General features: G+C 38.4%; 24 protein-coding genes. 13 read left to right on the top strand and 11 right to left on the bottom strand.

The genetic code is table 11. The features are described 5' to 3' along the window. Nucleotides 1-7 precede the first annotated feature (7 nt). From DG474_RS00470 to DG474_RS00480, 3 genes are all read right to left on the bottom strand, one after another. Nucleotides 8-529, bottom strand: coding sequence for an HXXEE domain-containing protein (locus DG474_RS00470; RefSeq protein ID WP_255778278.1), 522 nt, complete (start codon nucleotides 527-529; stop codon nucleotides 8-10). 681 nt (nucleotides 530-1,210) lie between these two features. Continuing rightward, nucleotides 1,211-2,653, bottom strand: coding sequence for a HEPN domain-containing protein (locus DG474_RS00475; protein ID WP_049519132.1), 1,443 nt, complete (start codon nucleotides 2,651-2,653; stop codon nucleotides 1,211-1,213). 82 nt (nucleotides 2,654-2,735) lie between these two features. Beyond that, nucleotides 2,736-3,851: a hypothetical protein gene (locus DG474_RS00480; protein WP_255778279.1), complete on the bottom strand. Its 1,116-nt coding sequence runs from the start codon at nucleotides 3,849-3,851 to the stop codon at nucleotides 2,736-2,738. 464 nt (nucleotides 3,852-4,315) lie between these two features. On the opposite strand from DG474_RS00480, the gene DG474_RS00485 reads away from it, so the two are divergent. Further along, nucleotides 4,316-6,301 (top strand): hypothetical protein, encoded by a 1,986-nt coding sequence (locus DG474_RS00485; RefSeq protein ID WP_255778280.1) that lies wholly within the window; start codon nucleotides 4,316-4,318, stop codon nucleotides 6,299-6,301. Nucleotides 6,302-6,726: 425 nt separating this feature from the next. On the opposite strand, the gene rpmG is transcribed toward DG474_RS00485, so the two are convergent. Beyond that, nucleotides 6,727-6,876 (bottom strand): 50S ribosomal protein L33, encoded by a 150-nt coding sequence (rpmG, locus tag DG474_RS00490; RefSeq protein ID WP_001265622.1) that lies wholly within the window; start codon nucleotides 6,874-6,876, stop codon nucleotides 6,727-6,729. 15 nt (nucleotides 6,877-6,891) lie between these two features. Then, entirely contained in the window at nucleotides 6,892-7,074 is a 183-nt protein-coding gene (gene rpmF / locus DG474_RS00495) for a 50S ribosomal protein L32 (protein ID WP_000290417.1), read from the bottom strand. 220 nt (nucleotides 7,075-7,294) lie between these two features. On the opposite strand from rpmF, the gene ilvD reads away from it, so the two are divergent. Continuing rightward, a complete protein-coding gene (ilvD, locus tag DG474_RS00500) occupies nucleotides 7,295-8,998 on the top strand; it encodes a dihydroxy-acid dehydratase (RefSeq protein ID WP_000137343.1) in 1,704 nt (567 codons plus the stop codon). 165 nt (nucleotides 8,999-9,163) lie between these two features. Here the strand turns inward: ilvD and DG474_RS00505 are convergent, their stop codons facing one another. Beyond that, nucleotides 9,164-9,505 carry a metal-sulfur cluster assembly factor gene (locus DG474_RS00505; protein WP_001204052.1) on the bottom strand — a complete coding sequence of 114 codons (342 nt, stop codon included), beginning with the start codon at nucleotides 9,503-9,505 and terminating at the stop codon, nucleotides 9,164-9,166. A 167-nt stretch (nucleotides 9,506-9,672) separates the two neighbouring features. Here DG474_RS00505 and hisS point away from each other — a divergent pair, with 167 nt between their 5' ends. The 9 genes from hisS to DG474_RS00550 all read left to right on the top strand — a co-directional run bounded on the left by hisS (nucleotide 9,673) and on the right by DG474_RS00550 (nucleotide 16,290). After that, nucleotides 9,673-10,953: a histidine--tRNA ligase gene (hisS, locus tag DG474_RS00510; protein ID WP_255778282.1), complete on the top strand. Its 1,281-nt coding sequence runs from the start codon at nucleotides 9,673-9,675 to the stop codon at nucleotides 10,951-10,953. Nucleotides 10,954-11,099: 146 nt separating this feature from the next. Further along, complete coding sequence (locus DG474_RS09580; RefSeq protein ID WP_000916944.1) at nucleotides 11,100-11,303, top strand: helix-turn-helix transcriptional regulator; 204 nt, start codon at nucleotides 11,100-11,102, stop codon at nucleotides 11,301-11,303. Continuing rightward, complete coding sequence (locus DG474_RS00520) at nucleotides 11,303-11,506, top strand: hypothetical protein (protein ID WP_006149605.1); 204 nt, start codon at nucleotides 11,303-11,305, stop codon at nucleotides 11,504-11,506. The genes DG474_RS09580 and DG474_RS00520 overlap by 1 nt, the downstream gene beginning before the upstream one ends. Continuing rightward, nucleotides 11,503-11,853 (top strand): PspC domain-containing protein, encoded by a 351-nt coding sequence (locus tag DG474_RS00525; RefSeq protein WP_255778284.1) that lies wholly within the window; start codon nucleotides 11,503-11,505, stop codon nucleotides 11,851-11,853. Before DG474_RS00520 ends, DG474_RS00525 begins: the two co-directional genes overlap by 4 nt. Nucleotides 11,854-11,867: 14 nt before the next feature. Then, entirely contained in the window at nucleotides 11,868-12,569 is a 702-nt protein-coding gene (locus DG474_RS00530) for a DUF3169 family protein (RefSeq protein ID WP_255778286.1), read from the top strand. A 9-nt stretch (nucleotides 12,570-12,578) separates the two neighbouring features. Continuing rightward, nucleotides 12,579-13,220: a CPBP family intramembrane glutamic endopeptidase gene (locus DG474_RS00535; protein WP_255778288.1), complete on the top strand. Its 642-nt coding sequence runs from the start codon at nucleotides 12,579-12,581 to the stop codon at nucleotides 13,218-13,220. A gap of 17 nt (nucleotides 13,221-13,237) precedes the next feature. Further along, nucleotides 13,238-13,456, top strand: a complete 219-nt coding sequence (locus DG474_RS00540; protein ID WP_000832174.1) for a hypothetical protein — start codon at nucleotides 13,238-13,240, stop codon at nucleotides 13,454-13,456. 151 nt (nucleotides 13,457-13,607) lie between these two features. Further along, nucleotides 13,608-15,371, top strand: coding sequence for an aspartate--tRNA ligase (gene aspS, locus DG474_RS00545; RefSeq protein WP_255778289.1), 1,764 nt, complete (start codon nucleotides 13,608-13,610; stop codon nucleotides 15,369-15,371). Then, nucleotides 15,349-16,290: a YitT family protein gene (locus DG474_RS00550; protein WP_000806299.1), complete on the top strand. Its 942-nt coding sequence runs from the start codon at nucleotides 15,349-15,351 to the stop codon at nucleotides 16,288-16,290. The genes aspS and DG474_RS00550 overlap by 23 nt, the downstream gene beginning before the upstream one ends. Nucleotides 16,291-16,323: 33 nt before the next feature. On the opposite strand, the gene DG474_RS00555 is transcribed toward DG474_RS00550, so the two are convergent. From DG474_RS00555 to DG474_RS00575, 5 genes are all read right to left on the bottom strand, one after another. Next, a complete protein-coding gene (locus DG474_RS00555) occupies nucleotides 16,324-17,310 on the bottom strand; it encodes a LacI family DNA-binding transcriptional regulator (RefSeq protein WP_001145418.1) in 987 nt (328 codons plus the stop codon). A gap of 9 nt (nucleotides 17,311-17,319) precedes the next feature. After that, on the bottom strand, nucleotides 17,320-18,120 hold the full coding sequence (locus DG474_RS00560) for a DUF1189 domain-containing protein (protein WP_084882672.1): 801 nt from the start codon (nucleotides 18,118-18,120) through the stop codon (nucleotides 17,320-17,322). Nucleotides 18,121-18,417: 297 nt separating this feature from the next. Next, on the bottom strand, nucleotides 18,418-19,260 hold the full coding sequence (locus tag DG474_RS00565) for a sugar ABC transporter permease (RefSeq protein ID WP_001065656.1): 843 nt from the start codon (nucleotides 19,258-19,260) through the stop codon (nucleotides 18,418-18,420). A 1-nt stretch (nucleotide 19,261) separates the two neighbouring features. Next, nucleotides 19,262-20,554, bottom strand: coding sequence for a carbohydrate ABC transporter permease (locus tag DG474_RS00570; protein WP_000431414.1), 1,293 nt, complete (start codon nucleotides 20,552-20,554; stop codon nucleotides 19,262-19,264). A 126-nt stretch (nucleotides 20,555-20,680) separates the two neighbouring features. After that, nucleotides 20,681-21,952: an extracellular solute-binding protein gene (locus tag DG474_RS00575; RefSeq protein WP_000095461.1), complete on the bottom strand. Its 1,272-nt coding sequence runs from the start codon at nucleotides 21,950-21,952 to the stop codon at nucleotides 20,681-20,683. A gap of 473 nt (nucleotides 21,953-22,425) precedes the next feature. Here DG474_RS00575 and malQ point away from each other — a divergent pair, with 473 nt between their 5' ends. Together malQ and glgP are read left to right on the top strand one after the other, a co-directional pair. Continuing rightward, nucleotides 22,426-23,943, top strand: coding sequence for a 4-alpha-glucanotransferase (malQ, locus tag DG474_RS00580; protein ID WP_255778290.1), 1,518 nt, complete (start codon nucleotides 22,426-22,428; stop codon nucleotides 23,941-23,943). Nucleotides 23,944-23,967: 24 nt separating this feature from the next. Beyond that, nucleotides 23,968-26,226: a glycogen/starch/alpha-glucan family phosphorylase gene (glgP, locus tag DG474_RS00585; protein ID WP_255778291.1), complete on the top strand. Its 2,259-nt coding sequence runs from the start codon at nucleotides 23,968-23,970 to the stop codon at nucleotides 26,224-26,226. Nucleotides 26,227-26,292: the final 66 nt, after the last annotated feature.

Here is a 26,292-nt window from a genome sequence, read left to right on the forward strand (position 1 = left end):
GGGGATTTTATTCGTTTTTGTGAACAAGCCAGGTGGAATACTTTCTCCCAAGCCAGAGAGCAAAGAGGAGATTGATGACGACGATGCCTGAACCGACCAGTGAAAATAGGAAAAATTCGCTGGTCGAAACTCGCCATAAATGTACAATGTCTGTAATCAAATAAGCACTGACAGGAAAACAAATGGTAGAAGTAATCAGAGCAGGGATATACTTGCGAAGAAGGATTGATTGTCCGATATGGAGCAAGAGATGAAGTGCAAAGGCCACAAATCCCCCTAGCCAAACTAGTTCAAGAACTCTAGATTGAGTAAAATACGCTAATAAAGTGATGGATAAGACAAGGAAAAATTCTTCAAAAACAGCAAGGGCAAATCCCTCTGTTGTCATTTCCTTGTGGATTTTGAGAATAGTTGGCGCCTTTTGGGCAAGCAAGGTTTCGTTGAGACGGATCCAAGGGACAAGACCGATAATTTCTTCCATATCGTGAAAGATAAAAAGTAGAGGAAACATCCAAAGATAATACGCCATAAATCTCTCCTGAAAAGCTAAAGACTGCCAGTAAATAAAGCAAAAAACGCCCAGTAAGGCGTTTTGAGTTAGGTATGCTTACTTCACTTCTGTAAAAATTAACTTCTACTCTTACAAAGCTTATTCTGACATACTTTATAACAGTCTAAAAAAGGTAGAGATTCATACATTATCTAGATTTTCTAAAAGTACTCTATTAAACTTAAAACCTGGTTTGGAAAGTATGGGTTTCAGTTGGATTAAAAACAGCGTAATATCAAGGATTTTCAGAACGATATCTACTTTTTAATTTCATAAAATTTGAATCAATATTTTTTAAATAGGGGAATAGTTCGGTTCTGTAAGTATTAATATAATGCACCACAAAGCTTATTATATCAGTTTTTCCCCAGTTTTAGAAAAATAATTAGAGTAGAAAACAACATCTAGATTTTCCACAAAATCTTTTGTCAAACATTAATGGAAATGAGAATGTTGATATAATCGTATTGATTAACATTTTTAGGTAACTGCCCCTGTCAGTTTGTAGCCATATTTATAAGCGACCAAAGTCGCAAAAACTGTGTCAATTGTTCCAATTTTCATTAAAACATCCTAAAAGTTAGATGAATATCTTCTCCAAGGATTTTAGTTTTGTATTTATAATTAAAAACAGAAAACATTGAGCTAATGGCTTGGCTTTTAGAAATTTTTATATTTATATTTCATATCCAATTCTTGATAAATATAGTATCTCAAAACTTCTTGAAGAAGCAACTTTGTTTCATACATCTCACTGATATCTGTTATCATTTCTGGATAGTTATCTTTCGAATTCCCATGAGTATAGTAATTCCGTGTTTGAATTAATTTTATTATTAGTTGTTCTCTCTCACGATTCGAAAAAATTTTAGACAGATTAAGCTCATCAATTGAATCGAATAAATTTTTTAAACGTTCGGAAAGATTAGGCTCTTTTTGATTAAATTTCAATTTATTTCTAAATTTTCTTCTCACTTCTTCTAAAAGATGTGTGTTTATAAAGTCAAACAAAGATTGTCTAGCTTTTTCTTCAACATCAGATAAACATTTCGGAATTTTAAAATTCTTAAAATTCCTAGAGTAAACTTCTAAATTTCTAATAGCATCAACCAACTGATCTTCCAAGTATAAATCACCATGAAGATTTTTTGAAAATTGTCTCACTATAAATTCAAGTTCCTCAGATTTATCAAACCAATGATTTAAAATATGTTCAAAATTATCTTCTAATGTCCTCAAAGAAATATCTTGCTGAGAATACGATTTCCATTTTTGGGATTTTCTAGAATGCTGAACAAAGAATTTACCTTTTATAAGTGGCATACGCTTACCATCTATCATTTTATAAAGAACAAGAAATTCAATATTAGTAAAAGACAATGGTATACTTGATAAAATCTCAATAAATTCCTTAAACTTATGTGAAGCTTGATAAAATTCATCAAAATATCTTATATTCAAATCAGCTGAAGTAAGTTTAATAAAATAATCACTGGTAAATGACGTAGTTGTATATGAAGAATGGAGTATTGCCACATCTTCAAAGTTCATTCTTAGTGATCTTATTAACACTTTTGTTGGTTGATATTCACTTACTGCACTTTCAAAAATAGTTTGATTTTCTCTATATTTAACAGTTACCAATGATTTTTCAATCCATTCCTCAATATGTTCAAAGCTAAATTTATATTCCTTGATTTTTTCAGAATCTAATTCATTAATTAAATCTTTAAAGGCCTCAGAACTATAATCAAAATTTCCGAGCTCATTATAAAATACACTGTAAATTTTAAAATTTTTTACTCTATATCTAGTTATCGGAAATCCAGGAGATGAGGAATGTACCATTGGTTCACCATAAGTATTTAAAATTAAAATATTACCATTACTGGAGAAGCCATATATCTTTTCCAAACTCTTACCAAAACCGAATGAAATGCCTGATTCCTCCTCAAATCCACCAAATAATTCTAATACAATTTCACTAGGAGAATAATGTAAAATACCGCTCAAGTTATCCTTTCTAACTATATCATCGGAACGTTCTGAAAAATATCCTTTTATTTCAAACTCTTTATCCCAAGTGTAATCTTTAAATTTCATATTATCCTTTCTGATTGCTTTTCAAAAATCTTCACAACTTTCTAAACTATGATTTTTATGTCGGCACTACCTTTTAATTGTATTAGACCAGCTTCCAATTCTCATCATTCGAGTTATCAATCAGAATCTTTCTTTTATTACTCAGTAATTCATCACTCACAAAATATTGGCCTAATCGCTCTATCAAGCCACAGTTTTGGCAAGTATACAGATAGTCTTCTTTTAATTCCTCTACTAAAATAGTATTGAACTCATATGGTTTTCTACACTCTTCACAAAACATGCTAAGATTATCACTACTAAATAGTAAATCAAAAATACTTTCTAATTCTTTATTTTCTTCTCCAGATAAAGCAAAAATTATCTTTAAATTTCTAATATACCGGTTAAGGATAACTATTTCGGAATCAATATCAAAATATTTCTCGAATATAGCAATAGCTACTTCTACTAAATAAATTAGAATGTAGGGTGTTTTCTCATAGAACAAATGCCAAAAATCATCCCAAATCTTATCATCGGAAAATATAAAATTAAGATTTCGCTTTTCTGTAGGATAATTTTTATTCTTTGTCACCAAATGAATAGATTGATCAAATACACTTGTTAAACTATTTTCTCCCTTTCGATTATATATAATGTCATATAGTAATTCAGGATCAAGTAATTCTTTACTAAAATCCAAAAAATCATTTTCAGACTGAATCGATTCTTTTGCTTTTAAAAATAGGTCAATAACAAATTCTTTTTTACCCTTCAAATTACTTACGTCATATTCCCTAGGGGATCCATATTGTATTTTTTCTAAAAAATCATGTGGTTGAACCAATATCCAACTTAAATAAAATAAATTATCTTGAAAAGGTTTCCTAGCGAGAGAAAATGCAACAGTAACTTTTCCTCTCTCTATACAACTCAGAGATTCAAATAGATAGTAATTTAAATCACGTAAAATTGAAAAAAAGATGTGAGGTATATATACATATTCAGAAATATCTAAATCTTTTTGCCTATCTAGTTCATCAAATAAGTCAATTTCACCATCTATCTCTTTAGTAAATCTAAAAGATAGGCTTGATAATTGATATTTATCAGCTTTAACCAACATATCAACTAGTATATCATACAAATATAGCATTAATTGATGACGTTTTCTATACTTAGTTGGTAATAATTCTGATATGTGAGATTTAGCCAATATTACTTTCCTCAATTCTTTTTAACTCTACATAACTATATTATACTCTAAAAGCACTCAGTCTTTATCTAAAAGGTTTCTATATAACTCAACAATTATTTTAAGTGTAAACCTATAAAAAGTACTTTGCAAAAAGATTTGAAATATTGATATAATCGTATCAATTATCGTTTTAAAGCAACTGATTTTGGCAGTTTCCAGTCATATTATAGTGTTCTTAGTTCAAGTCCAAAAATTTTATTAACTTTCCGAACAATACTTATTTTTCGGAAACCTAAGAATAATAGTTACAGTTTTATGAGTTTGTAGATTTAATGCAAAAAATATATGTTTGTTATGATATAATAAAGGTGCTTGTTTCTCAGACTTATAAGACTTATAAATAGTAGTTTTTGTTTTTTTAAGAATGCTCATTTAATATTAATGGCAAATATAATAGTTCTTTAGGGGGATAGTAAAGTAAGATGGATATTTTAATTGATAAATTATTAGTTGTACTAAAATTTTGTTTAAGAAAAATTTTAGAGTTATTTTTCTTTATTATTGAAATTGTAATACATCCAATAAAAAATATTTCGATTTGGATGATAGTGTTATTTTCGAGCTTAATAATGGGAAATATTTCGATTCAATTAACTGGCAAAGACATGTTTTTGATGTCAGCTGGTTTAGTATCAATAATGATATTTATATCAAATTTTCTAGAGAAACAGACAGTTGATATAGATAATAAAGATAATTTCTATTTAGGTTATAATATTAAAAAATTAAAATTCCATGATAATTTCTGGTTAAAAAGATTTAATGAACTTCCTGTTAGCCTTCTATTTTGGCTAATAGCTGGTTTTCCAATAATTGTTATCTGTTCAAAGTTAGAATTCAATATCGGAATATTTAATAATGTATTTAAGAGTATGAATGAAAATATCGAATATATCAAAGTGATTTGGATTTCTGGCTTTGTAGTCGTTTCAACTTATTGTACAGCGCTTTTGATAGAATCAGTAGCATTATCTAGTAAAGCCTTTTCACAAAGTTATTTATATAAGACTACTGATTTATATGAAAAAATAAAAATAGGAAAAGAAATTGAACAGTCTTTTAAAAAACTATTCAATAACATTTTTAGCTTTAAAACTATAGTAGGATTAGAGGATGATTTACAATTTAAAATTGAAAGAGGAATTGATTACATTATAAATAGAGGTGCAGAAGTTAGTTCAGATGAGGAAGAATTACATCAGTTCTATAATCTGGCATTTAATTGTGAATCAAAAAAAATAGACGTTTTAATAAAAAGAATAAAGAAGTATTATAAAACTGAAGAAAATAAAAAAATAAGATATATAATTCATGCTATTTTTCATGAAAGAAATCTAAACATTATTTACTGGTATTATATATACAAGTGGAATACCTTGAATCATTTAAAGGTAATGCCTACAGAAATTCTAAATCTTGCAATAACAGATTTCTGGAAATTGCTTGATATAGAAAATGACTTTTATGAGAACGAAGATTATCAAGAGATATTTTGGAAAATCTGTAATGAAGATACAAAAGGTGTTCGATTGCCGTCTCGAGTTCATAAATCAGATCAAGATAATATAAAAAGAAATTATTGTATTTATAGAATATATTTAGTAATGATAGAAAAAGTAGAAGATATTAACTTTTTAAATCAGTTGAAAGATCTTAAAGATTTGAAAAATTTATTGAATGTTTTGGAGAAAATTGATAAAAAAGGAAAAAACAGCAAGTATTTTTCATCTATTTTTTCAATTCTATTCACACGGACTATTGATAGGAAGTATAAAGATAGCGATTTTATTAATTCATTCTCAAAAATGATGAGTGATAAGTACATGCCAGAATATCTCAAGAATGAACGAATTAATCGTAGTAAAAATATTTTATTGAGTGGAGAATCTACCGAATATTTGATGGATAATAATGCTTTAGACTATCTTTTGATGTTTATGAAATTTGAGGATATTATTTTAGTATTGACTTTCTGTTTAGCTTATTCAGAACGATCGGGTAAAGAAGTAATGAAGATTGAAGAATTTAAAATATGGAAAAAATCTATTAATAGACAATATTTGGAAGAAAACATCGAAGATTTAAGACAATCAGAATTTTTGTGTGAGTTATCTAAAGATTCAAAGGTGTCCCATTTTATTTCTGAAGAATTTATTAAATGGATGTGGGACTCAATATTTAAACCGTTTGATGAAAACATGTATGAAGAATTTATGAAGCTTGGAGAAGATGGAACTAGAAGTAATTTCAGCTTGGATAGATATTTTGTTGTCAGATTGCTATTATGTAGTTATGTGAATAGATCAGTATCGCTTTATGATTTTAAAGAAGATAGTAAATATAAAATTGAAAAAGAATTAAGTAGTATTAAAGTGATATTAGAAAATGAAAATATCTATTTATTCTAAGGAAATATTGAAGTGAAGTAAACTGATGAAGAATAGATAATTAGAGGGCAGATTTGTTATTTGAGATTAATTAATGTATGATAGGATGTATATTTCCCTTTTTCAATTAATCATAGTAAAAAAATTTCAAATTTTTAAGGTATAGTAGTCTTACAAAATCCTTTAATAAAATGATTTTAATATATAGTGAAATACTTCTCTCTCAAACCAGGTCATACGATTTATAAGTAAAAGAACAAATAAAAAAGAGGAGCTTCACACTAAAGTTCCTCTTTTTTAAATATCCGAATCATTATTCTTATTTCTAAAAAGGTAGTGAAAAAGGTAGTGATTCGAATGATTTATATTGCAATGTACTGAAATTAACAAAAAGAAAAAACGCTTGAAATCAGCGTTTTTCTTATGTATTGATTCGTATTGAATGCTTACTTAACTTCTGTAAACACAACGTGTTTGCGAAGTTTTGGTGAGTATTTCTTCAATTGAAGACGGTCTGGAGTGTTACGTTTGTTTTTAGAAGTAAGGTACAAGCGTTCACCAGATTCTTTGTGTTCAAGTGTAATATTTACGCGCATGGTATCTCCCTTCTATTATTCAGCTGATGCAGCTTTAGCGATTTTACGTCCTTTGTAGTATCCTTTAAGTGATACACGGTGAGAACGTGAGTAATCTCCAGTAGTTTCGTCAAAGTTTACAGATGGAGCTGTTACTTTGTAGTGTGTACGACGTTTGTTTTTCTTCGCTTTTGACGTGCGACGTGCAGGTACTGCCATTTTCTTTTCTCCTTTAGGTATTTAAATTCGATTCAATCTACTGATTTTCATCAACCATACTAGGATAACACATTTTTTTTGTAAAGTAAAGTTACTTGACAAAAAAAGATGAAAAAATTAGAAGCTAGTAATCGAAATTTTCTGAAAATTCAAGAATTTCCTTCTGTTCATTGCCTTTAAAATGTGCTATAATAGTAAAAACTGAAACGGGAGGGAACAAATGACTGAATTAGATAAACGTCACCGCAGTAGCATTTATGACAGCATGGTTAAATCACCAAACCGTGCCATGCTTCGTGCCACTGGTATGACAGATAAGGACTTTGAAACACCGATTGTGGGAGTGATTTCGACTTGGGCGGAAAATACACCATGTAACATTCACTTGCATGATTTTGGGAAATTGGCGAAAGAAGGTGTTAAATCGGCAGGTGCTTGGCCTGTTCAGTTTGGTACTATTACCGTAGCGGACGGGATTGCCATGGGAACGCCTGGTATGCGCTTCTCTTTGACATCTCGTGATATCATCGCGGACTCCATCGAGGCGGCGATGGGTGGTCACAATGTGGATGCCTTTGTTGCTATCGGTGGCTGTGATAAGAACATGCCTGGTTCTATGATTGCCATTGCTAATATGGATATTCCAGCTATTTTCGCTTATGGTGGAACCATTGCACCCGGAAATCTTGATGGCAAAGACATTGACTTGGTTTCGGTATTTGAAGGAATCGGAAAATGGAACCACGGTGACATGACAGCTGAGGACGTGAAGCGTCTCGAATGCAATGCCTGCCCTGGCCCTGGTGGCTGTGGTGGTATGTACACGGCTAATACCATGGCGACTGCTATCGAAGTTCTAGGGATGAGTTTGCCAGGATCATCCTCTCACCCAGCTGAATCAGCTGACAAGAAAGAAGATATCGAAGCAGCAGGACGTGCTGTTGTTAAGATGCTGGAACTTGGTCTCAAACCATCAGATATCTTGACTCGTGAAGCCTTTGAAGATGCCATCACTGTAACTATGGCTCTCGGTGGTTCTACAAATGCCACTCTTCACTTGCTTGCCATTGCCCATGCTGCCAATGTTGACTTGTCACTTGAAGACTTCAATACAATCCAAGAACGTGTGCCTCACTTGGCCGACTTGAAACCTTCTGGTCAGTATGTCTTCCAAGACCTCTACGAAGTCGGTGGTGTCCCTGCGGTTATGAAATACCTCTTGGCGAATGGTTTCCTTCATGGCGACCGCATCACATGTACTGGTAAGACAGTCGCTGAAAACTTGGCTGACTTTGCAGACCTTACACCAGGCCAAAAAGTCATTATGCCACTTGAAAATCCAAAACGTGCAGACGGTCCGCTTATCATCTTGAACGGGAACCTTGCCCCTGACGGTGCGGTTGCTAAAGTATCAGGTGTGAAAGTGCGTCGCCACGTTGGACCAGCTAAGGTCTTTGACTCAGAAGAAGATGCTATCCAGGCTGTCTTGACAGATGAAATCGTTGATGGCGATGTTGTCGTTGTTCGTTTCGTTGGACCTAAGGGTGGTCCTGGTATGCCTGAGATGCTGTCGCTTTCATCCATGATCGTTGGTAAAGGCCAAGGAGACAAGGTTGCCCTCTTGACAGACGGACGCTTCTCTGGTGGTACTTATGGTCTGGTTGTTGGACATATCGCTCCTGAAGCTCAGGATGGTGGACCGATTGCCTACCTTCGTACAGGTGACATCGTTACGGTTGACCAAGATACCAAAGAAATTTCCATGGCCGTATCCGAAGAAGAACTTGAAAAACGCAAGGCAGAAACAACCTTACCACCACTTTACAGCCGTGGTGTCCTCGGTAAATATGCTCACATCGTATCATCTGCTTCACGCGGAGCCGTGACAGACTTCTGGAATATGGACAAGTCAGGTAAAAAGTAAACTCATACTCTTCGAAAATCTCTTCAAACCACGTCAACGTCGCCTTGCCGTACTCAAGTACAGCCTGCGGCTAGTTTCCTAGTTTGCTCTTTGATTTTCATTGAGTATCAAAAAGCAAGCCATCTTCGGCTTGCTTCTTTTTATCTTCAAAAGTGATTTGCCTCATTAACGAGGTGGCAGTCCAAGGGCAATACGGCCGTAGCGACTGATTCGTGTGATCTTCCATGCAGGAGACCAGGTAACTTCAACCTTGACATCTTCGATACCCTCGATTTGTTTCAGACCTGCGACGATTTCGATAGGCAAGCTTTCGGCACAATCGCAGGCAGTATCAGTGAAAGTCATGACAATCTTGCAGAGACCCGTTTCATCTAGATTGATTTCATAAATCAGTCCTAGATTGTAAACATCCAATTCCACATCTGTATCAAAAACCTTCTCTAGTTTTTCGATAATTTGGTCTTGTAAGGCCAAAGCTCGGTCATTGATTTTGATATCGTCTCTCATAACAGTCCCTCCACGTGATAAATATCCTCTATTTTCTCATAATTCTGACAATTTGGCAAGTTTTTGATGAATTTTCTGAAAAGACTCTCTTGCGATTTTCTCCTCTCACTGTTTTAATCCCTCTATTTATGGTAAAATAAGACTATTAAGTTTAAAGAGGATTCCCTATGAAATTACAAAAACCAAAAGGAACGCAGGATATCTTGCCTGCTGAATCTGCCAAATGGCAGTACGTTGAGGGCTTTGCCCGTGAAATTTTCAAGCGCTATAACTATGCAGAAGTGCGCACGCCTATTTTTGAGCATTACGAGGTTATCAGTCGCTCTGTCGGAGATACAACGGATATCGTAACCAAGGAAATGTACGATTTCTACGACAAGGGTGACCGCCATATTACCCTCCGTCCAGAAGGAACTGCGCCCGTTGTCCGCTCTTATGTGGAAAATAAACTCTTCGCACCAGAAGTGCAAAAGCCAAGTAAGTTCTATTACATGGGCCCTATGTTCCGTTATGAGCGTCCACAGGCAGGGCGTTTACGCCAATTCCACCAGATTGGTGTTGAGTGTTTTGGCTCTAGCAATCCAGCTACCGATGTGGAAACCATCGCTATGGCAGCTCATTTCTTGAAAGAAATCGGTATCCAAGGTGTCAAATTGCATCTTAACACTCTTGGAAATCCTGAGAGTCGTGCGGCTTACCGTCAGGCCTTGATCGATTATTTGACACCGCTCAAGGAGACCTTGTCTAAGGATAGCCAACGTCGCTTGGAGGAGAATCCTCTCCGTGTCTTGGACTCTAAGGAAAAAGAAGACAAGGTGGCAGTGGAGAATGCACCTTCTATCTTGGACTTCCTTGATGCAGAAAGCCAAGCTCATTTTGATGCTGTGCGTCAGATGTTGGAAAATCTGGGTGTAGACTATATCATCGATACCAATATGGTACGTGGTTTGGACTACTACAATCACACCATTTTCGAGTTTATCACTGAGATTGAGGGCAATGACTTGACAGTCTGTGCGGGTGGTCGCTACGATGGTTTGGTTGCCTACTTTGGTGGTCCTGAGACTGCTGGATTTGGATTTGGTCTTGGTGTAGAACGTCTGCTTCTCATTCTTGAAAAGCAAGGAGTGTCTCTCCCTATCGAGAATGCCCTAGATGTCTATATCGCAGTCTTGGGTCAAGGGGCAAATGTCAAGGCTCTGGAGTTGGTACAGGCTCTTCGCCAACAAGGTTTCAAAGCAGAGCGTGATTACCTCAACCGTAAACTCAAAGCTCAGTTCAAGTCAGCCGATGTCTTTGCGGCTAAGACTCTCATCACGCTAGGAGAGAGCGAAGTCGAAAGCGGACAAGTGACAGTTAAGAACAACCAAACTCGAGAAGAAGTTCAAGTGTCACTTGATGCTATCAATCAAAATTTTTCAGAAATCTTTGAAAAACTAGGATTTTAATGACAGATAAACTGGTCAGGAAAACATTCCTGACCTTTTTCTTTTGCAAAATGACAAAAATCATAAACTTTTTGACAAATATGCTTGTCAAAAATAAAAAGATATGTTACAATGAAATCAAGATAAGAACAAAGGAGAAAAAAGACATGCTAAAAAATCGTCTAAAAGAGCTTCGGGCTCGCGATGGCCTGAATCAAACAGAGCTGGCCAAACTAGCTGGCGTGTCCAGGCAAACCATCAGCTTGCTTGAGCGGGATGAGTACACGCCATCCATCGTCATTGCCCTGAAGATTGCTCAGATATTCCATGAGCCGGTCGAGTCGGTCTTTCGTTTAGAGGAGGATGAGTGATGAACAAGTATAAAGTGATTTATTATCTATCTATAGTTGTGTTTATCGTAAATCTTTTGGCTATGATTGGAAGCCTATTTGGTTGGTTTACGATCGTAGAAGGCAAGTACCTCTTCTGGAATAATATAGTGCTACTATTAGTCTTTAGATGGGTAGAGAAAAAAATAAAATTTAAAGAGCTCGTAAAAGGAGAAAAGTTATGAAAGAATTTTTAGCAGGTTTTCAAGTCGATACTGAGAACAAAGCACTTGCAGGTGTTTGTGCAGGTTTAGGAAACTATTTTAACATTCAAGCCAACATTGTTCGTTTGATGACAGTCTTGTTGTTTCTCTCTTCGACGGAGATTGGGATTATAACCGTGACTCTCTATGCTTATCTAGCAGGTTGGCTTGGGAATGAACCCTTGGGAGATGGAGCAAAAAAAGCAAGAAACCAAGCTATTCTCTTAGTAGTTGTGTGTTTGCTTTTGGTAACGCTTGGAGCAGAAGGTTTGACAGCTATTTTTGAATCAGGGAAAGACTTTGGTCAATGGTTGTCTGGCTTGTTTTAGAAAGAGGTTAAAATATGGAAAAGAATCACATAATTTTTGCACTGAAACTTTTTATTATAGGAGCTTTATTAGGAATACTTGCCGGAGCTCTTGGAGTTAAACCTTTAGGTATTAGCCAAGAGCAAGTAATCCCTGTCTTGTTCTCAATCTTTTTTGGTCTAGGGCTGATTACGGCAATCCTAACATTTTATTTCACTAGAAAAAGTCATCAGGCTTATCAGAATTATCAACGAGAAGAAGAGGATGAAGGAAATGAGCAAGACTATCTTGCTATGTATCGTTTCTTGGATTATGGTACGGTAGCTTGGAATGTTTCTCAAATTAGTATGCTATTCTGTATGCTTTTAGACTTAGGAAGATTTGGCATATCAGCAACATCCTTACTTTTGATAGTTGTAAGTATTTTGTCGGGTGTTTACTGCCTCAAAATCACTAGCAAGATTCGTAACTATAAACTTTCTGTTATGGCCACACCCAAGGAAGTTTTGGACTACCTTGACACTTATGATGAGGGAGAAAAACAGGCCGAGATGGAAGAAGCTTACTTGATCTTGTTCAAGGTCAATCAACTCCTCATTCCTGGTATCTATATTGTCTTAGTAATTCTATCTATGGTATTAGGACAAGTACAGTTGGTTGCTCTGCTGGTAGCAGTTGTCATCCATTTGTACACGAATGTTGCACAGTTGCGTAAAACAAAACGTTATTTCAAATAGGAGTCTTTTATGAACTTACTTAAAAATCTTGGCTGGTTTTTGCTAGCTGTTCTATCCTTTTTCTTTGGCTATGGTCTGGTTCAGAGTATGGCTTTATCAGCGCTTGACCTAGGGGCTTCAATCTTTGGAGTCTTGCCACTTTATGTCGCCCTGTCAGGGGCCTATGTTTATGGAGTTTACAGATGGTATCAGACAGAAAAGGTTAGCATCCAGACGACGGTTTTTAATAGTTATATTTGGTTGCCAACTCTGGTTTTGCTAGTGGCGATTATAGCCCAGTTCTTTTTGCCAGAAGATCCGTCAGTCAATCAACAAATCGTATCTCAACTGACAGTCGCACAGCCTGTATTTGGTTTCTTTATGGTGGTAGTCTTTGCTCCTCTGACGGAAGAACTCATCTTTAGAGGGATGTTAGCGCGCTATCTCTTTCCTAAGCAGAACAACGGCAAACAGACAGCTCTGTTTCTCCTCGTATCGAGTGTGCTTTTTGCCTTGATTCATTTTCCAGGGACTTTACAACAGTTTTTAGTTTATGCTAGTCTGGGATTGAGTTTGGGTCTGGCTTATGTGAGTCGAAAAGGTCTTCTTTACAGCATTTCTCTCCACGCTTTGAATAATTTAATCGGCTTTTTGATGATACTCATGCTATAATAGAGTCAGGAGGTCACATGAAACGAGTAATTTTATTAGCAGTGATACAGGCGGTCGTTCTCTTCTTTATCATCGGGGCACTTGCCTATGCCTTTAAAGGCGATTTCTTTTACAACTATCTAGCAATTGTCTTTGCGCCTATTGCAGGTGTTTTGCGTTTTGCTTCGGCTTATGCAACGGAGATTGTTCTACCTAAAAAGGCAGCTGAGATTGCTGAAAAGCGTAAAAAAGGTTAAGAATCATAATCAGAGAATCCGATGACGTTTTCATCGGATTTTTTGTCTGTTTGTTTTGATTCCTAAAGACAATCAAACTTTTCTGCTGATTTTCATGAAGAGCCTGCGCTTTTATGGTAAAATAGTAACAGAATAAAAGAGGAGAGAAAACATGAAACGTAGTATGTATGCTGGTCGTGTTCGTGAGGAGCACATCGGACAAGAAATTACTTTGAAAGGATGGGTTGGCCGTCGTCGTGACTTGGGTGGTTTAATCTTTATCGACCTTCGTGACCGTGAAGGAATCATGCAGTTGGTTATCAACCCTGAAAAAGTATCTGCAGAGGTCATGGCAACAGCTGAAAGTCTTCGCAGTGAGTTTGTCATCGAGGTGACTGGACAAGTCGCTGCGCGTGAGCAAGCTAATGATAAATTGCCGACTGGTGCAGTTGAGTTGAACGTGACAGCTTTGACGGTGCTTAATACAGCCAAAACAACACCTTTTGAGATTAAAGATGGGATTGAGGCCAATGACGATACACGTTTGCGTTACCGTTACCTTGACCTTCGTCGTCCAGAAATGCTAGAAAACCTTAAGCTTCGTGCCAAGGTGACCCACTCTATCCGTAACTACTTGGATGAGTTGGAGTTTATCGATGTGGAAACGCCATTCCTTTCGAAGTCAACGCCAGAAGGGGCGCGTGACTATTTGGTGCCATCTCGTGTCAATAAAGGGCATTTCTACGCTCTTCCTCAAAGTCCACAAATCACTAAGCAACTCTTGATGAATGCTGGGTTTGACCGTTACTACCAAATCGTTAAATGTTTCCGTGATGAGGACTTGCGTGGTGACCGTCAGCCTGAGTTTACTCAGGTCGACTTGGAAACGTCTTTCCTTACGGAGCAAGAGATCCAAGATATCACAGAAGGCTTGATTGCGCGCGTGATGAAAGAAACAAAAGGCATCGAAGTAACTCTTCCATTTCCTCGTATGAAGTATGATGACGCGATGGCTCTTTACGGTTCTGACAAACCTGATACTCGTTTTGAGATGTTGCTTCAGGACTTGACAGAGGTTGTCAAGGGAGTAGACTTCAAAGTCTTTTCAGAAGCTCCGGCAGTAAAAGCAATCGTCGTTAAAGGGGCTGCAGACAACTATTCACGTAAAGACATTGACAAGATGACAGAAGTAGCCAAGCAGTATGGTGCCAAAGGTCTTGCTTGGGTCAAGGTAGTTGAGGGAGAATTAAACGGACCAGTTGCCAAATTCTTGACTGGTATCCAAGCAGAATTGACAGCAGCGCTTGGTCTTGAAGATAAGGATTTGGTTCTCTTTGTGGCGGATACGCTTGAAGTGGCCAATGCAACACTAGGCGCCCTTCGTGGCCGTATCGCCAAAGAGCTGGGCTTGATTGATAACGATAAATTTAACTTCCTTTGGGTGGTTGATTGGCCAATGTTTGAATGGTCTGAAGAAGAAGGCCGCTACATGAGCGCCCACCATCCGTTTACTCTTCCACAGGAAGAAACAGCTCACGAATTAGAAGGTGATTTGGCTAAAGTTCGTGCCATTGCTTACGATATTGTCTTGAACGGTTATGAGCTTGGTGGTGGTAGTCTTCGTATCAACCAAAAAGACCTTCAAGAACGCATGTTCAAAGCACTTGGTTTTTCAACTGAAGAAGCAAATGACCAGTTTGGCTTCCTTCTTGAAGCCATGGACTATGGTTTCCCACCCCACGGTGGCTTGGCTATCGGTCTTGACCGTTTTGTGATGCTCTTAGCAGGAGAAGAAAATATTCGTGAAGTCATTGCCTTTCCTAAGAACAATAAGGCAACAGACCCAATGACTCAAGCTCCATCAACAGTCGCTCTCAAACAACTAGAGGAACTCAGCTTACAAGTAGAAGAAGATGAAACAAGCAAAACGAATTAAGCGGTGGCGCTATTATCTGCGCCGCTTTGCTTATCAGATAAAAATCTTACGAGTTTTACAAAGTATCTCTCGGGAAAAATATGATGAGAAAGTATCGGCTTCTCTGGTTTATGGCTTTCTGTCAGCAGTAGCAGTCAATTTCTTTTTTCAACCAGGGCACGTTTACTCCAGTGGTGCGACGGGTTTGGCACAGATTATCTCTGCTTTGAGTAATCACTGGTTTGGTTTTTATATTCCGATATCGCTGACCTTTTATGCCATCAATTTTCCGTTGATGATTTTGGCTTGGTATCAGATTGGGCATAAGTTTACAATCTTTACCTTTATCACAGTATCCATGAGTTCCCTCTTTATCCAGCTTGTGCCAGTTGTGACCTTGACAGAGGATCCCATCATCAATGCTCTTTTTGGGGGTGTTGTCATGGGCTTGGGGATTGGTTTTGCACTCCGTAACAATATTTCTAGCGGAGGTACAGATATCGTCAGTCTCACCATTCGAAAGAAAACGGGTAAGAATGTCGGCAGTATTTCTTTCTTGGTAAATGGAACCATCATGCTGATAGCAGGTCTGACCTTTGGTTGGAAATACGCCCTCTACTCTATGATCACCATTTTTGTATCGAGCCGTGTGACAGATGCGGTCTTTACAAAGCAAAAACGCATGCAGGCCATGATTGTGACCAATAATCCTGACAAGGTAATCGCAAAAATCCATAAAAAATTGCACCGCGGAGCAACCATGATCCACGATGCAGAAGGAACCTATAATCATGAGAGAAAAGCAGTCTTGATTACGGTTATCACGCGAGCAGAGTTTAATGATTTTAAACACATCATGAAACAGGTCGATCCGACAGCCTTTGTCTCTGTATCCGAAAATGTCCACATCCTAGGACGATTCGTAGAAACAGACAATTAATAATACTCAAAAGACCAGCCTTGAGGCTGGTCTTTATTTTTCGATAATTTTGTGTCCAATCAACTGGCGGTAACAAATCTGTTTATTGTTTTTGGCATCGTTAATAATCTGGAGAATGGTTTCAAAGGAAACGCGCCCGAGTTCTAAGCTATTGATATCCACATAGGCTGCCAAGTTCAGTTTAGGGTTGACCGAGTCAAAGCTGAGGACAGGGACATCCAGTTGGTGTTTTGCGATGTAATCACAGACCCCTGCAGCAAGAAGGCTATCAATAGTAATAATAGCATCAATATTTGGATCATGCTCGAAGAGAAGTTTACTAAAGCGATAACCATTATCTTCAAGAAATTCGGTCGCAAAGTAGGTCAGATTTGGATCAATAGGAAGTTGGTATTGTTTAAGAGCTAACTCATAACCCATTAGACGATCTTGTGTTACGAAAAGTTTTTTGGTTCCTCCGATGAAGGCAATTCGCTTGCATCCTTTTTTGATGAAATATTCTGTTGCATCAAAACCTGCCTGGACATTGTCATTATCGACGAGCGGAATGAAGGGAGATAGAGATTTACCTAAGATAAGGAAAGGAAATTGCTCATCTGCTACTAGCTTAACCAAAGGATCTTCTTCTTGGGCATAGAGGAAAATCAAACCATCTACACGCTTACCATAGACCATCTGGGAAATAGCTTTGAGCCGCTCTTTTGCATCTTTCCCCGTTGCAATCTGAATAGCATAGTGGTTCTCAGATGCCACTTGGGCGATCCCTCGTAGAACAGATGGGAAGAAAGGATTTTGGTAAAAGGCATCCGAGTCATCAGGAAGCACCAGGCCGATAACTTGAGTATAGCTACTTACCAAGCTACGAGCATTGAGATTGGGGTGGTAGTTGAGCTCCTTCATCGCCTTGCGAACTCGTTTTTTGGTTTCATCACTAATCGTTGATTTGTTTTGAATAACGCGGGTAACAGTTGAAGGTGAGACACCTGCTGCCTTGGCCACGTCTTTAATCGTAACGGGCATAAAAATCTCCTATTTATGATAATCTGGATCACGGAAGTGTGTCTTGTAAAAAATGGTGACCAGATAAAGAACAAAAAGAATGTTTTGTACAGTGATAAGGGTTGCCATATTTTGGCCAAAAAGCCCCAAAATAAGCGTAATCAGAGTGGGTAATCCTAAACAGTTCAAGATAAAATGGTAGCACTCTTTAAAGGTCCTAAATGAAAAGAGGCGTGATTTTTTGGTGATATAAAGGAGAAAGCTAGCTCCAAGAGAGACAATGAAGAAATTCAATCCAAAGAGAAAGCTTGCACCAAGAACGAGAAAGAGACTGATATAGACCCGATTTTGTTGGTACCAATCTTTAGAAATGGCTTGGGTTAGATCTTCCTTACTCTGGAAACTCTCCGTTTGAATCGCGTGGTAGCGAATGCGAGTTAGTTCCTTACTTTCCTTGCTGATGACGAGTTCTTCCGTATCAAAATGAAGTTGCAAGTCCTTTGGCAATTCTTTGTTTTGGCTTGGGCCAATTAAAAGAGAAGGCTGCTGATTTTTAGTTCCAGCATAGCTCAGTTTTCCATCTATTATCTGCGCATTCTCCGACAAATCCATGATCGCTTCATCTGTCAGGGGTGTGTAGACATTATCGATAAACGTATCCAGTGGATACGTTTCCTGTGAGCTGTTTTGAATGGCAATTGGAACCATAGACAAGCTGATGAGGAAAATGCTAGTAAAGAGGAGTTGAAACCAGTTGAGTCCAAAACGTTTTGACAGGGGCTTACGAAATCCCCAAATACTTGAAAAATATGAAAATGGATATGGAAGCATAGGCATCTTTCTAAAAGTGTTTTCTATATGAGTATTATTATATAGAGAAATGTGCTTTATTTCAAGTCTAGGAGACAAATTGCTTGCTTCAAGAATAGTTTTATAGTCACAAGCTCTAATACTCAATGAAAATCAAAGAGCAAACTAGGAAGCTAGCCGCAGGTTGCTCAAAGCACTGCTTTGAGGTTGTAGATAAGACTGACGAAGTCAGTTACATATATCTACGGCAAGGCGAAGCTGACGTGGTTTGAAGAGATTTTCGAAGAGTATAAAATGAAAAAGGGTGGCGGGGATAAATTATCCCTTGTCGCCACCACTTGTAAGTCCTGAAACAAAGTTCTTTTGTAGGAAGAAGAAGAGAATACAGATTGGAAGGGCGATGAGGATAGCACCTGCTGAGAAGTAGGCAATCTTCAAGTTTTTCACATTGCTGACAAAGGTCTGTAGACCAACGGCAACTGTAAAGTATTCTTTCTCACGAAGCAAGAAACTAGAGAGGATATAGTCTCCGAAAGGTCCCATGAAGGCCCAGAGCGCTTGTACTGCAACCATTGGGCGAACGAGTGGGAGAACAATTTGCCAGAAGCGACGGAAGTGTCCTGCACCATCTAGTTTTGCTGATTCATCAAGAGACATCGGTACTGTGTCGAAGTAGCCTTTCATCAACCAAGCATTCATCGGGATACCACCACCGACATATAGGAAGATGAGGAACCAGCTTTGGTTAAGGGCATTCAACATAAGGGCCATAACGAAGAAGGCTGTCAAAGCGGCCATAGTTGGCACCATTTGGATAATCAAGAAGAAGACCAAACTTTGTTTACGAGCCAAGAAGTTGTAACGGCTGTAGGCATAACCAGCAAGTACGATGATACTTGTTTGAACAGCCATTGTAATCAAGGCGATGATCAAAGTATTGAGGTACCAAGTGCCGTACAAGGTTTCAGTGAAGAGCCCTTGGAAGTTGGCAAAGCTAAAGTCGACGTTAGCATCTAGTTTAAAAGCTACGACGTTACCAGTCTTGAAGGCTGACATAATAGTAATCAAAAGTGGATAGATAATCACGATTGAAAGACCAATCAAGTAGAGGTAAGTGAGGGTTTGAGTCAGTCTACGTTTGAGTTTGATTGAGTTATTCATCTTAGACGTCCTCCATATCAAATGCGTGTAGTTTCTTGAATGCGATCATAGAGATAGAGATGACAATGATAGAGATGATCAAGGTAACAGCTGCCGCCATAGAGTATTGAGGAGATGTACCTGTTGTCAAGCGATAAATCCATGAGATCAAGATATCAGTTGAACCGGCTCCACCACCAACGCTACCAGGACCTCCGCCGTTGAAGAGGTACATGATAGAGAAGTTGTTAAAGTTGAAGGTGTATTGGCTGATCAATGTTGGTGCTGCAACAGCCAAAATCATAGGGAAAGTGATGTTGCGGAATTTTTGCCAAGCATTGGCACCATCGATATAAGCCGCTTCGTAGAGGTCGTTAGGAATTGACTGCAAGATACCCAAAGTCAAAACGTAGATGTATGGGAATCCTAGCCAACCTTGCATCATAATCAAGGCAATCTTCGTCCAAGTTGGGTCTGTTTTCCAAGGGATAAGAGCACCGTCAAGGAAAGGAAGAACCTTAGCCAAGATAGGCAATACTTGAGTGTTGATCGCTCCGACACTATCGTTAAACATGTTTGAGAATGTCAAGATAGTGATGAAGGCTGGAACAGCCCAAGGAAGAAGGAAAATAACACCAAAGATACGTTTTCCTTTGATAAATGGTTGGTTAGCAATGATAGCAGTGAAGATACCAATCACAATCTGCAAAGTAGAAGCAGACAAGGCCCAGATGATGGTCCAAGAAAGAACCGCACCGAAGGCTGAACGGAAGGTACTTAAGCTCCAGATGTTTGTAAAGTTAGTCAAACCAACCCAGTCCAACAATTTGTTTGGTGGCAAGTGTTGGAAGTCATAGTTGGTAAACGCAATCATCAAGGTTACGATAACTGGGAAGATAATCGCAAATGTCATAGCGACGTAAGATGGGATGATCAAGAGGTAAGGGAAACCATTCTCATAAATACCTTTGATCATATCTTTAAAAGTACGTGGGACAGGAATTCCATTGTTAATACGTTTTGCGATTGTATGTGCATCTTTAATATTTGAGAAATAAAAGAGCACATAAACGACTACAAAGATTAAATGGAAGGCACCACGAATCAGCATAAAGAGGGAATTATCACGACCTGGCTTGTCACCAAGAGTGATCAAATTGTGCAATTCAGGGGCTGCAAGTGCTAGGAAATAAAGAACAAATACGATAGTTACACCAAGGAAGATAAAACCTTTGGCCTTTTGTTTATTGTAAATCTGTCCTAACCCAGGAATCACTGAAAGCAAGGCTGCTTTGCTAGGTTGTTGGTTTTCCATGAATACTCCTTTCATAGGATACGAGATTGAAGTTTGTCTCCAATCACTAGATAGGCAACTGCAATCATTCGTAAATTTATAAAATCAAAGGGGGATTTGTATTCTCCCCCCTTGTAACGAATTCAATTATTCACCAAATTTTTGTTTGATTGTTTCTTTGATCAATGTTACAGCATCGTTAGCAGCTGTCTTAGCATCTTTTTTACCACTTACAGCGTCAAAGAGCATTGTTTTAGCTGGATCCCAAACAGCTGACATTTGAGAAATGTTTGGCATTGGTTGAGCGTTCTTGAACTGTTTGATAACAGCTGTTGTCAACTCATCGTTTTTACCTTCAGCGTATGAACGAGCTTCAGTGTTAGCTGGGATTTCGTTAGTTGCATCGTAGAATGCTTTTTGTTGTTCAGTTGAAACAAGGAAGTCTACAAATTTTTGTGCAGCTTCAAGGTTCTTAGTGCTTGATGGGATGATCCAAGCTTTACCACCACCGAATGGTGTGTATTCTTTACCATTTGGAAGAGTTGGAATAGTAGCAACACCGTAGTTTACTTTAGCATCTTTGAATGCTTGAGCTTTCCAAGGTCCATCGATGATAGCAGCTGTTTTACCTTCTTGGAATTGAGTTTGGATCAAGTTTGCAGCACCTTCAGTATCTTGCATACCTTTAGGCCATTTTTCATACCAAGATTTAGCGTAGTTGACACCAGTGATAGAACCGTCGTTTGCAAGACCGATGTCTTTAGCGTCTTTACCGTTTTGTCCGAATACGTAACCACCGTTACCAGCAAGGAGTCCGTATGCGTAGTAGAAGTTTGTCCAGTCAGCTAGGAATGCAGTAGTTTTGCCATCTTCACCAGCGAAAGCGTATTTGCTGTCTTTAGCAAGTTCTTCTAATTCAGCAAAAGTTTTTGGAGCTTCTTTAAGCAAGTCTTTGTTGTAGTACATAACAAGTGACTCGATAACGGCAGGAGCACCGTAAACTTTACCGTCAGCAGCTGTTACAAGAGATTTAGTTTTATCATCTGTTTTAGCGCCGTCGCTCAAAGTAACTTCTGAAAGTTGTCCGTCAGTACCAAGGCTACCTACACGGTCGTATGGAGCCATCATAACGTCAGCAGCTTGACCTGATTGGTTGTCAAGTGAAAGTTTGTCAAGTCCACCAAGTTGGTCACCTGATTTGATGTTAACTTTTGTACCTGATTCTTTTTCATAAGCTGCAGCAACTTTTTCAGCGTAGGCTTTGTATTGGTCTTCAACGTAGAAAGTGATTTCTTTTGCTTCAGATGAGCTAGTATCAGCTGCTTTATCAGCAGTTTTGCTTCCGCAAGCTACCAAAAGTAAGCTAGCAAGAGTAGCAGTTCCGAGCACAGCAGCGCTCTTCATGAATTTAGATGACATAGTGTATTCCTCCTAAAGAATAACAAAAATAATTTAATGAGAAAACGCAAACGTTTTCTTTTACGAACTTAGTATAGCACAAATAGAAAACGGTTGCAAGTTTTTTTAGCAAAAATTTTAAAAAAATTTTAAGGTTTCAAACATTTATTAAAGCCTATATATAGGAAAGAACTTAAAATGTTTGTTTTTTTGAATTGAAAATATATTAGGAAAACGATTGCGTAAATTCGGCTCGGTTTTTCAGAAAATAGAGCAGATATTGGGAATGAATTATCTTAAATCAGAAAATCTTTAAAATTTTTTCGCTTATTTCATAAAATATCAGTGGCAACAAGTTTTGTTTGATTAAAATAATTCAAAAAAATTTTTTAAAAACGCTTGCATTTGTTTTTGAAATGCGTTATACTTAAATTAACGCAAACGTTTGCGCCTTGATTGCGCAACGTTTTATAACAAACACATGAGGTGCTATTATGAAAAAACGTCAAAGTGGTGTGTTGATGCACATCTCTTCTCTACCAGGAGCATACGGGATTGGATCATTTGGCCAAACTGCCTATGATTTCGTCGATTTCTTGGTTCGTACGAAGCAACGTTACTGGCAAATTCTCCCTCTTGGGACAACAAGCTACGGAGATTCTCCATACCAATCATTCTCGGCCTTTGCTGGAAATACGCATTTTATCGACCTTGATATCTTGGTAGAGCAAGGCTTGCTCGAAGCTAGTGACCTTGAAGGTGTTGACTTTGGTAGCGATGCATCTGAAGTTGATTATGCGAAGATTTATTATGCACGTCGTCCGCTTTTAGAAAAAGCAGTTAAACGTTTCTTGGAAGAGGGTGATGTCAAAGATTTTGAGAAGTTTGCTAAAGACAACCAATCATGGCTTGAACTCTTCGCAGAATATATGGCGATTAAAGAGCATTTTGACAATCTTGCTTGGACAGAATGGCCAGATGCAGACGCTCGTGCTCGTAAAACTTCAGCGCTTGAAAGCTACCGTGAGGAATTGGCAGACAAGTTGGTTTACCACCGTGTGACTCAATACTTCTTCTTCCAACAATGGTTGAAATTGAAAGCTTACGCTAACGACAACCACATCGAAATCGTTGGGGACATGCCTATCTATGTAGCGGAAGATTCAAGCGACATGTGGGCAAATCCACATCTCTTCAAGACAGATGCCAATGGTAAAGCAACTTGCATCGCAGGATGCCCACCAGATGAGTTTTCTGCCACTGGTCAGCTTTGGGGCAACCCAATCTATGACTGGGAAGCAATGGACAAAGACGGTTACAAATGGTGGATTGAACGCTTGCGCGAAAGCTTCAAGATCTACGATATCGTTCGTATCGACCACTTCCGCGGTTTCGAATCTTACTGGGAAATTCCTGCTGGTTCCGATACAGCAGCACCTGGTAAATGGGTGAAAGGTCCAGGGTACAAACTCTTCGCAGCCGTTAAGGAAGAGCTTGGTGAGCTAAACATCATCGCAGAAGACCTTGGTTTCATGACAGATGAAGTCATTGAGTTGCGTGAACGCACTGGCTTCCCAGGAATGAAGATTCTTCAATTCGCCTTCAACCCAGAAGATGAAAGTATCGATAGCCCACACTTGGCACCTGCCAACTCTGTTATGTACACAGGAACACACGATAACAATACAGTCCTTGGTTGGTACCGTAATGAGATCGACGATCCAACTCGTGAATATATGGCTCGTTACACGAACCGTAAAGAGTACGAAACAGTGCCACACGCAATGCTTCGCACAGTATTTTCATCCGTTAGCTTCATGGCTATTGCAACCATGCAAGACTTGCTAGAACTAGATGAGTCAGCTCGTATGAACTTCCCATCTACTCTTGGTGGAAACTGGTCATGGCGTATGACAGCAGACCAACTCACACCAGCTGTTGAAGAAACTTTGCTTGACTTGACTACAATTTATCGCCGAATTAATGAAAATTTGGTAGAATTAAAGAAATAAGACAATATCAGGAGACACATAAACATGTTACCATTAAACGAATTTGTACAAAAACGTTACAATAAAACCATTGCAGAATGTAGCAATGAAGAGCTTTACCTTGCTCTTCTTAACTACAGCAAACTTGCTAGCAGTCAAAAACCAGTCAACACTGGTAAGAAAAAAGTTTACTACATCTCAGCTGAGTTCTTGATCGGTAAACTCTTGTCAAACAACTTGATTAACCTTGGACTTTATGACGATGTGAAAAAAGAACTTGCAGCTGCAGGTAAAGAGTTGATCGAAATCGAAGAAGTCGAATTGGAACCATCACTTGGTAACGGTGGTTTGGGACGTTTGGCAGCCTGCTTTATCGACTCAATCGCTACACTTGGTTTGAATGGTGATGGTGTTGGTTTGAACTACCACTTCGGTCTTTTCCAACAAGTTCTTAAAAACAACCAACAAGAAACAATTCCTAACGCTTGGTTGACAGAGCAAAACTGGTTGGTTCGCTCAAGCCGTAGCTACCAAGTGCCATTTGCACACTTCACATTGACATCAACTCTTTACGATATTGATGTACCTGGCTACAAGACAGCTACTAAAAACCGCTTGCGTTTGTTTGACTTGGATTCAGTTGATTCTTCTATCATCGAAGATGGTATCAACTTTGACAAGACAGATATCGCTCGCAACTTGACTCTCTTCCTTTACCCAGACGATAGCGACAAGCAAGGTGAATTGCTCCGTATCTTCCAACAATACTTCATGGTTTCAAACGGTGCACAATTGATCATCGACGAAGCAATCGAAAAAGGAAGCAACTTGCATGACCTTGCGGACTATGCAGTTGTACAAATCAATGATACTCACCCATCAATGGTGATTCCTGAATTGATTCGTCTCTTGACTGCACGTGGTATCGAACTTGATGAAGCAATCTCAATCGTCCGTAGCATGACTGCCTACACTAACCACACAATCCTTGCTGAAGCCCTTGAAAAATGGCCTCTTGAATTCTTGGAAGAAGTGGTTCCTCACTTGGTACCAATCATCAAAGAATTGGACCGTCGTGTGAAGGCAGAATACAAAGACCCAGCTGTTCAAATCATCGATGAGAATGATCGTGTACACATGGCTCACATGGATATCCACTACGGATACAGCGTAAACGGGGTTGCAGCTCTTCACACTGAAATCTTGAAGAACTCAGAGTTGAAAGCTTTCTACGACATCTACCCAGAAAAATTCAACAACAAAACAAACGGTATCACATTCCGTCGTTGGCTCATGCATGCTAACCCAAGCTTGTCTCACTACTTGGATGAGATTCTTGGACATGGTTGGCACCATGAAGCAGATGAACTTGAAAAACTCTTGTCATACGAAGACAAGGCTGCTGTCAAAGAAAAATTGGAAAGCATCAAAGCTCACAACAAACGTAAATTGGCTCGTCACTTGAAAGAGCACCAAGGTGTGGAAATCAATACAAACTCTATCTTTGATATCCAGATCAAACGTCTTCACGAGTACAAACGCCAACAAATGAACGCTTTGTATGTGATCCACAAATACCTTGATATCAAGGCTGGTAACATCCCTGCTCGTCCAATCACAGTCTTCTTTGGTGGTAAAGCAGCTCCTGCCTACACAATCGCTCAAGACATCATTCACTTGATCCTTTGCTTGTCAGAAGTGATTGCTAACGACCCAGCTGTAGCTCCACACTTGCAAGTCGTAATGGTTGAAAACTACAACGTTACTGCAGCAAGCTTCTTGATCCCAGCATGTGACATCTCAGAACAAATCTCACTTGCTTCTAAAGAAGCTTCAGGTACTGGTAACATGAAATTCATGTTGAACGGAGCTTTGACTCTTGGTACTATGGACGGAGCTAACGTAGAAATCGCTGAATTGGTTGGCGACGAAAACATCTACATCTTCGGTGAAGATTCAGAAACTGTTATCGACCTTTACGCAAAAGCAGCATACAAATCAAGCGAATTCTATGCTCGTGAAGCCATCAAACCATTGGTTGACTTCATCGTCAGCGACGCTGTTCTTGCAGTAGGTAAGAAAGAACGCTTGGAACGTCTTTACAACGAATTGATCAACAAAGACTGGTTCATGACTCTTCTTGACTTGGAAGACTACATTAAAGTCAAAGAGCAAATGCTTGCTGACTACGAAGACCGTGACGCATGGTTGGATAAAGTCATCGTTAACATTGCCAAAGCAGGATTCTTCTCATCTGACCGTACAATCGCCCAGTACAACAAAGATATCTGGCACTTGAACTAAGATTTTTTGCAACAGATTATAAAAAGCGCATCTAAAAAGATGCGCTTTTTTTATCTTTAAAATATT

This window comes from Streptococcus oralis (genome assembly GCF_024399415.1).
In the GTDB taxonomy this organism is placed as follows: Bacteria; Bacillota; Bacilli; order Lactobacillales; family Streptococcaceae; genus Streptococcus; species Streptococcus oralis_CS.

Coding starts and splice junctions, on each gene's coding strand:
- glgP (WP_255778291.1), top strand. CDS start 23,968: ATGTTACCATTAAACGAATTTGTACAAAAACGTTACAATAAAACCATT.
- malQ (WP_255778290.1), top strand. CDS start 22,426: ATGAAAAAACGTCAAAGTGGTGTGTTGATGCACATCTCTTCTCTACCA.
- DG474_RS00535 (WP_255778288.1), top strand. CDS start 12,579: ATGAACTTACTTAAAAATCTTGGCTGGTTTTTGCTAGCTGTTCTATCC.
- aspS (WP_255778289.1), top strand. CDS start 13,608: ATGAAACGTAGTATGTATGCTGGTCGTGTTCGTGAGGAGCACATCGGA.
- DG474_RS00540 (WP_000832174.1), top strand. CDS start 13,238: ATGAAACGAGTAATTTTATTAGCAGTGATACAGGCGGTCGTTCTCTTC.
- DG474_RS00525 (WP_255778284.1), top strand. CDS start 11,503: ATGAAAGAATTTTTAGCAGGTTTTCAAGTCGATACTGAGAACAAAGCA.
- rpmF (WP_000290417.1), bottom strand. CDS start 7,074: ATGGCAGTACCTGCACGTCGCACGTCAAAAGCGAAGAAAAACAAACGT.
- DG474_RS09580 (WP_000916944.1), top strand. CDS start 11,100: ATGCTAAAAAATCGTCTAAAAGAGCTTCGGGCTCGCGATGGCCTGAAT.
- DG474_RS00485 (WP_255778280.1), top strand. CDS start 4,316: ATGGATATTTTAATTGATAAATTATTAGTTGTACTAAAATTTTGTTTA.
- DG474_RS00530 (WP_255778286.1), top strand. CDS start 11,868: ATGGAAAAGAATCACATAATTTTTGCACTGAAACTTTTTATTATAGGA.
- DG474_RS00555 (WP_001145418.1), bottom strand. CDS start 17,310: ATGCCCGTTACGATTAAAGACGTGGCCAAGGCAGCAGGTGTCTCACCT.
- DG474_RS00575 (WP_000095461.1), bottom strand. CDS start 21,952: ATGTCATCTAAATTCATGAAGAGCGCTGCTGTGCTCGGAACTGCTACT.
- DG474_RS00565 (WP_001065656.1), bottom strand. CDS start 19,260: ATGAATAACTCAATCAAACTCAAACGTAGACTGACTCAAACCCTCACT.
- DG474_RS00470 (WP_255778278.1), bottom strand. CDS start 529: ATGGCGTATTATCTTTGGATGTTTCCTCTACTTTTTATCTTTCACGAT.
- DG474_RS00505 (WP_001204052.1), bottom strand. CDS start 9,505: ATGAGAGACGATATCAAAATCAATGACCGAGCTTTGGCCTTACAAGAC.
- DG474_RS00520 (WP_006149605.1), top strand. CDS start 11,303: ATGAACAAGTATAAAGTGATTTATTATCTATCTATAGTTGTGTTTATC.
- rpmG (WP_001265622.1), bottom strand. CDS start 6,876: ATGCGCGTAAATATTACACTTGAACACAAAGAATCTGGTGAACGCTTG.
- hisS (WP_255778282.1), top strand. CDS start 9,673: ATGAAATTACAAAAACCAAAAGGAACGCAGGATATCTTGCCTGCTGAA.
- DG474_RS00550 (WP_000806299.1), top strand. CDS start 15,349: ATGAAACAAGCAAAACGAATTAAGCGGTGGCGCTATTATCTGCGCCGC.
- DG474_RS00570 (WP_000431414.1), bottom strand. CDS start 20,554: ATGGAAAACCAACAACCTAGCAAAGCAGCCTTGCTTTCAGTGATTCCT.
- ilvD (WP_000137343.1), top strand. CDS start 7,295: ATGACTGAATTAGATAAACGTCACCGCAGTAGCATTTATGACAGCATG.
- DG474_RS00475 (WP_049519132.1), bottom strand. CDS start 2,653: ATGAAATTTAAAGATTACACTTGGGATAAAGAGTTTGAAATAAAAGGA.
- DG474_RS00560 (WP_084882672.1), bottom strand. CDS start 18,120: ATGCTTCCATATCCATTTTCATATTTTTCAAGTATTTGGGGATTTCGT.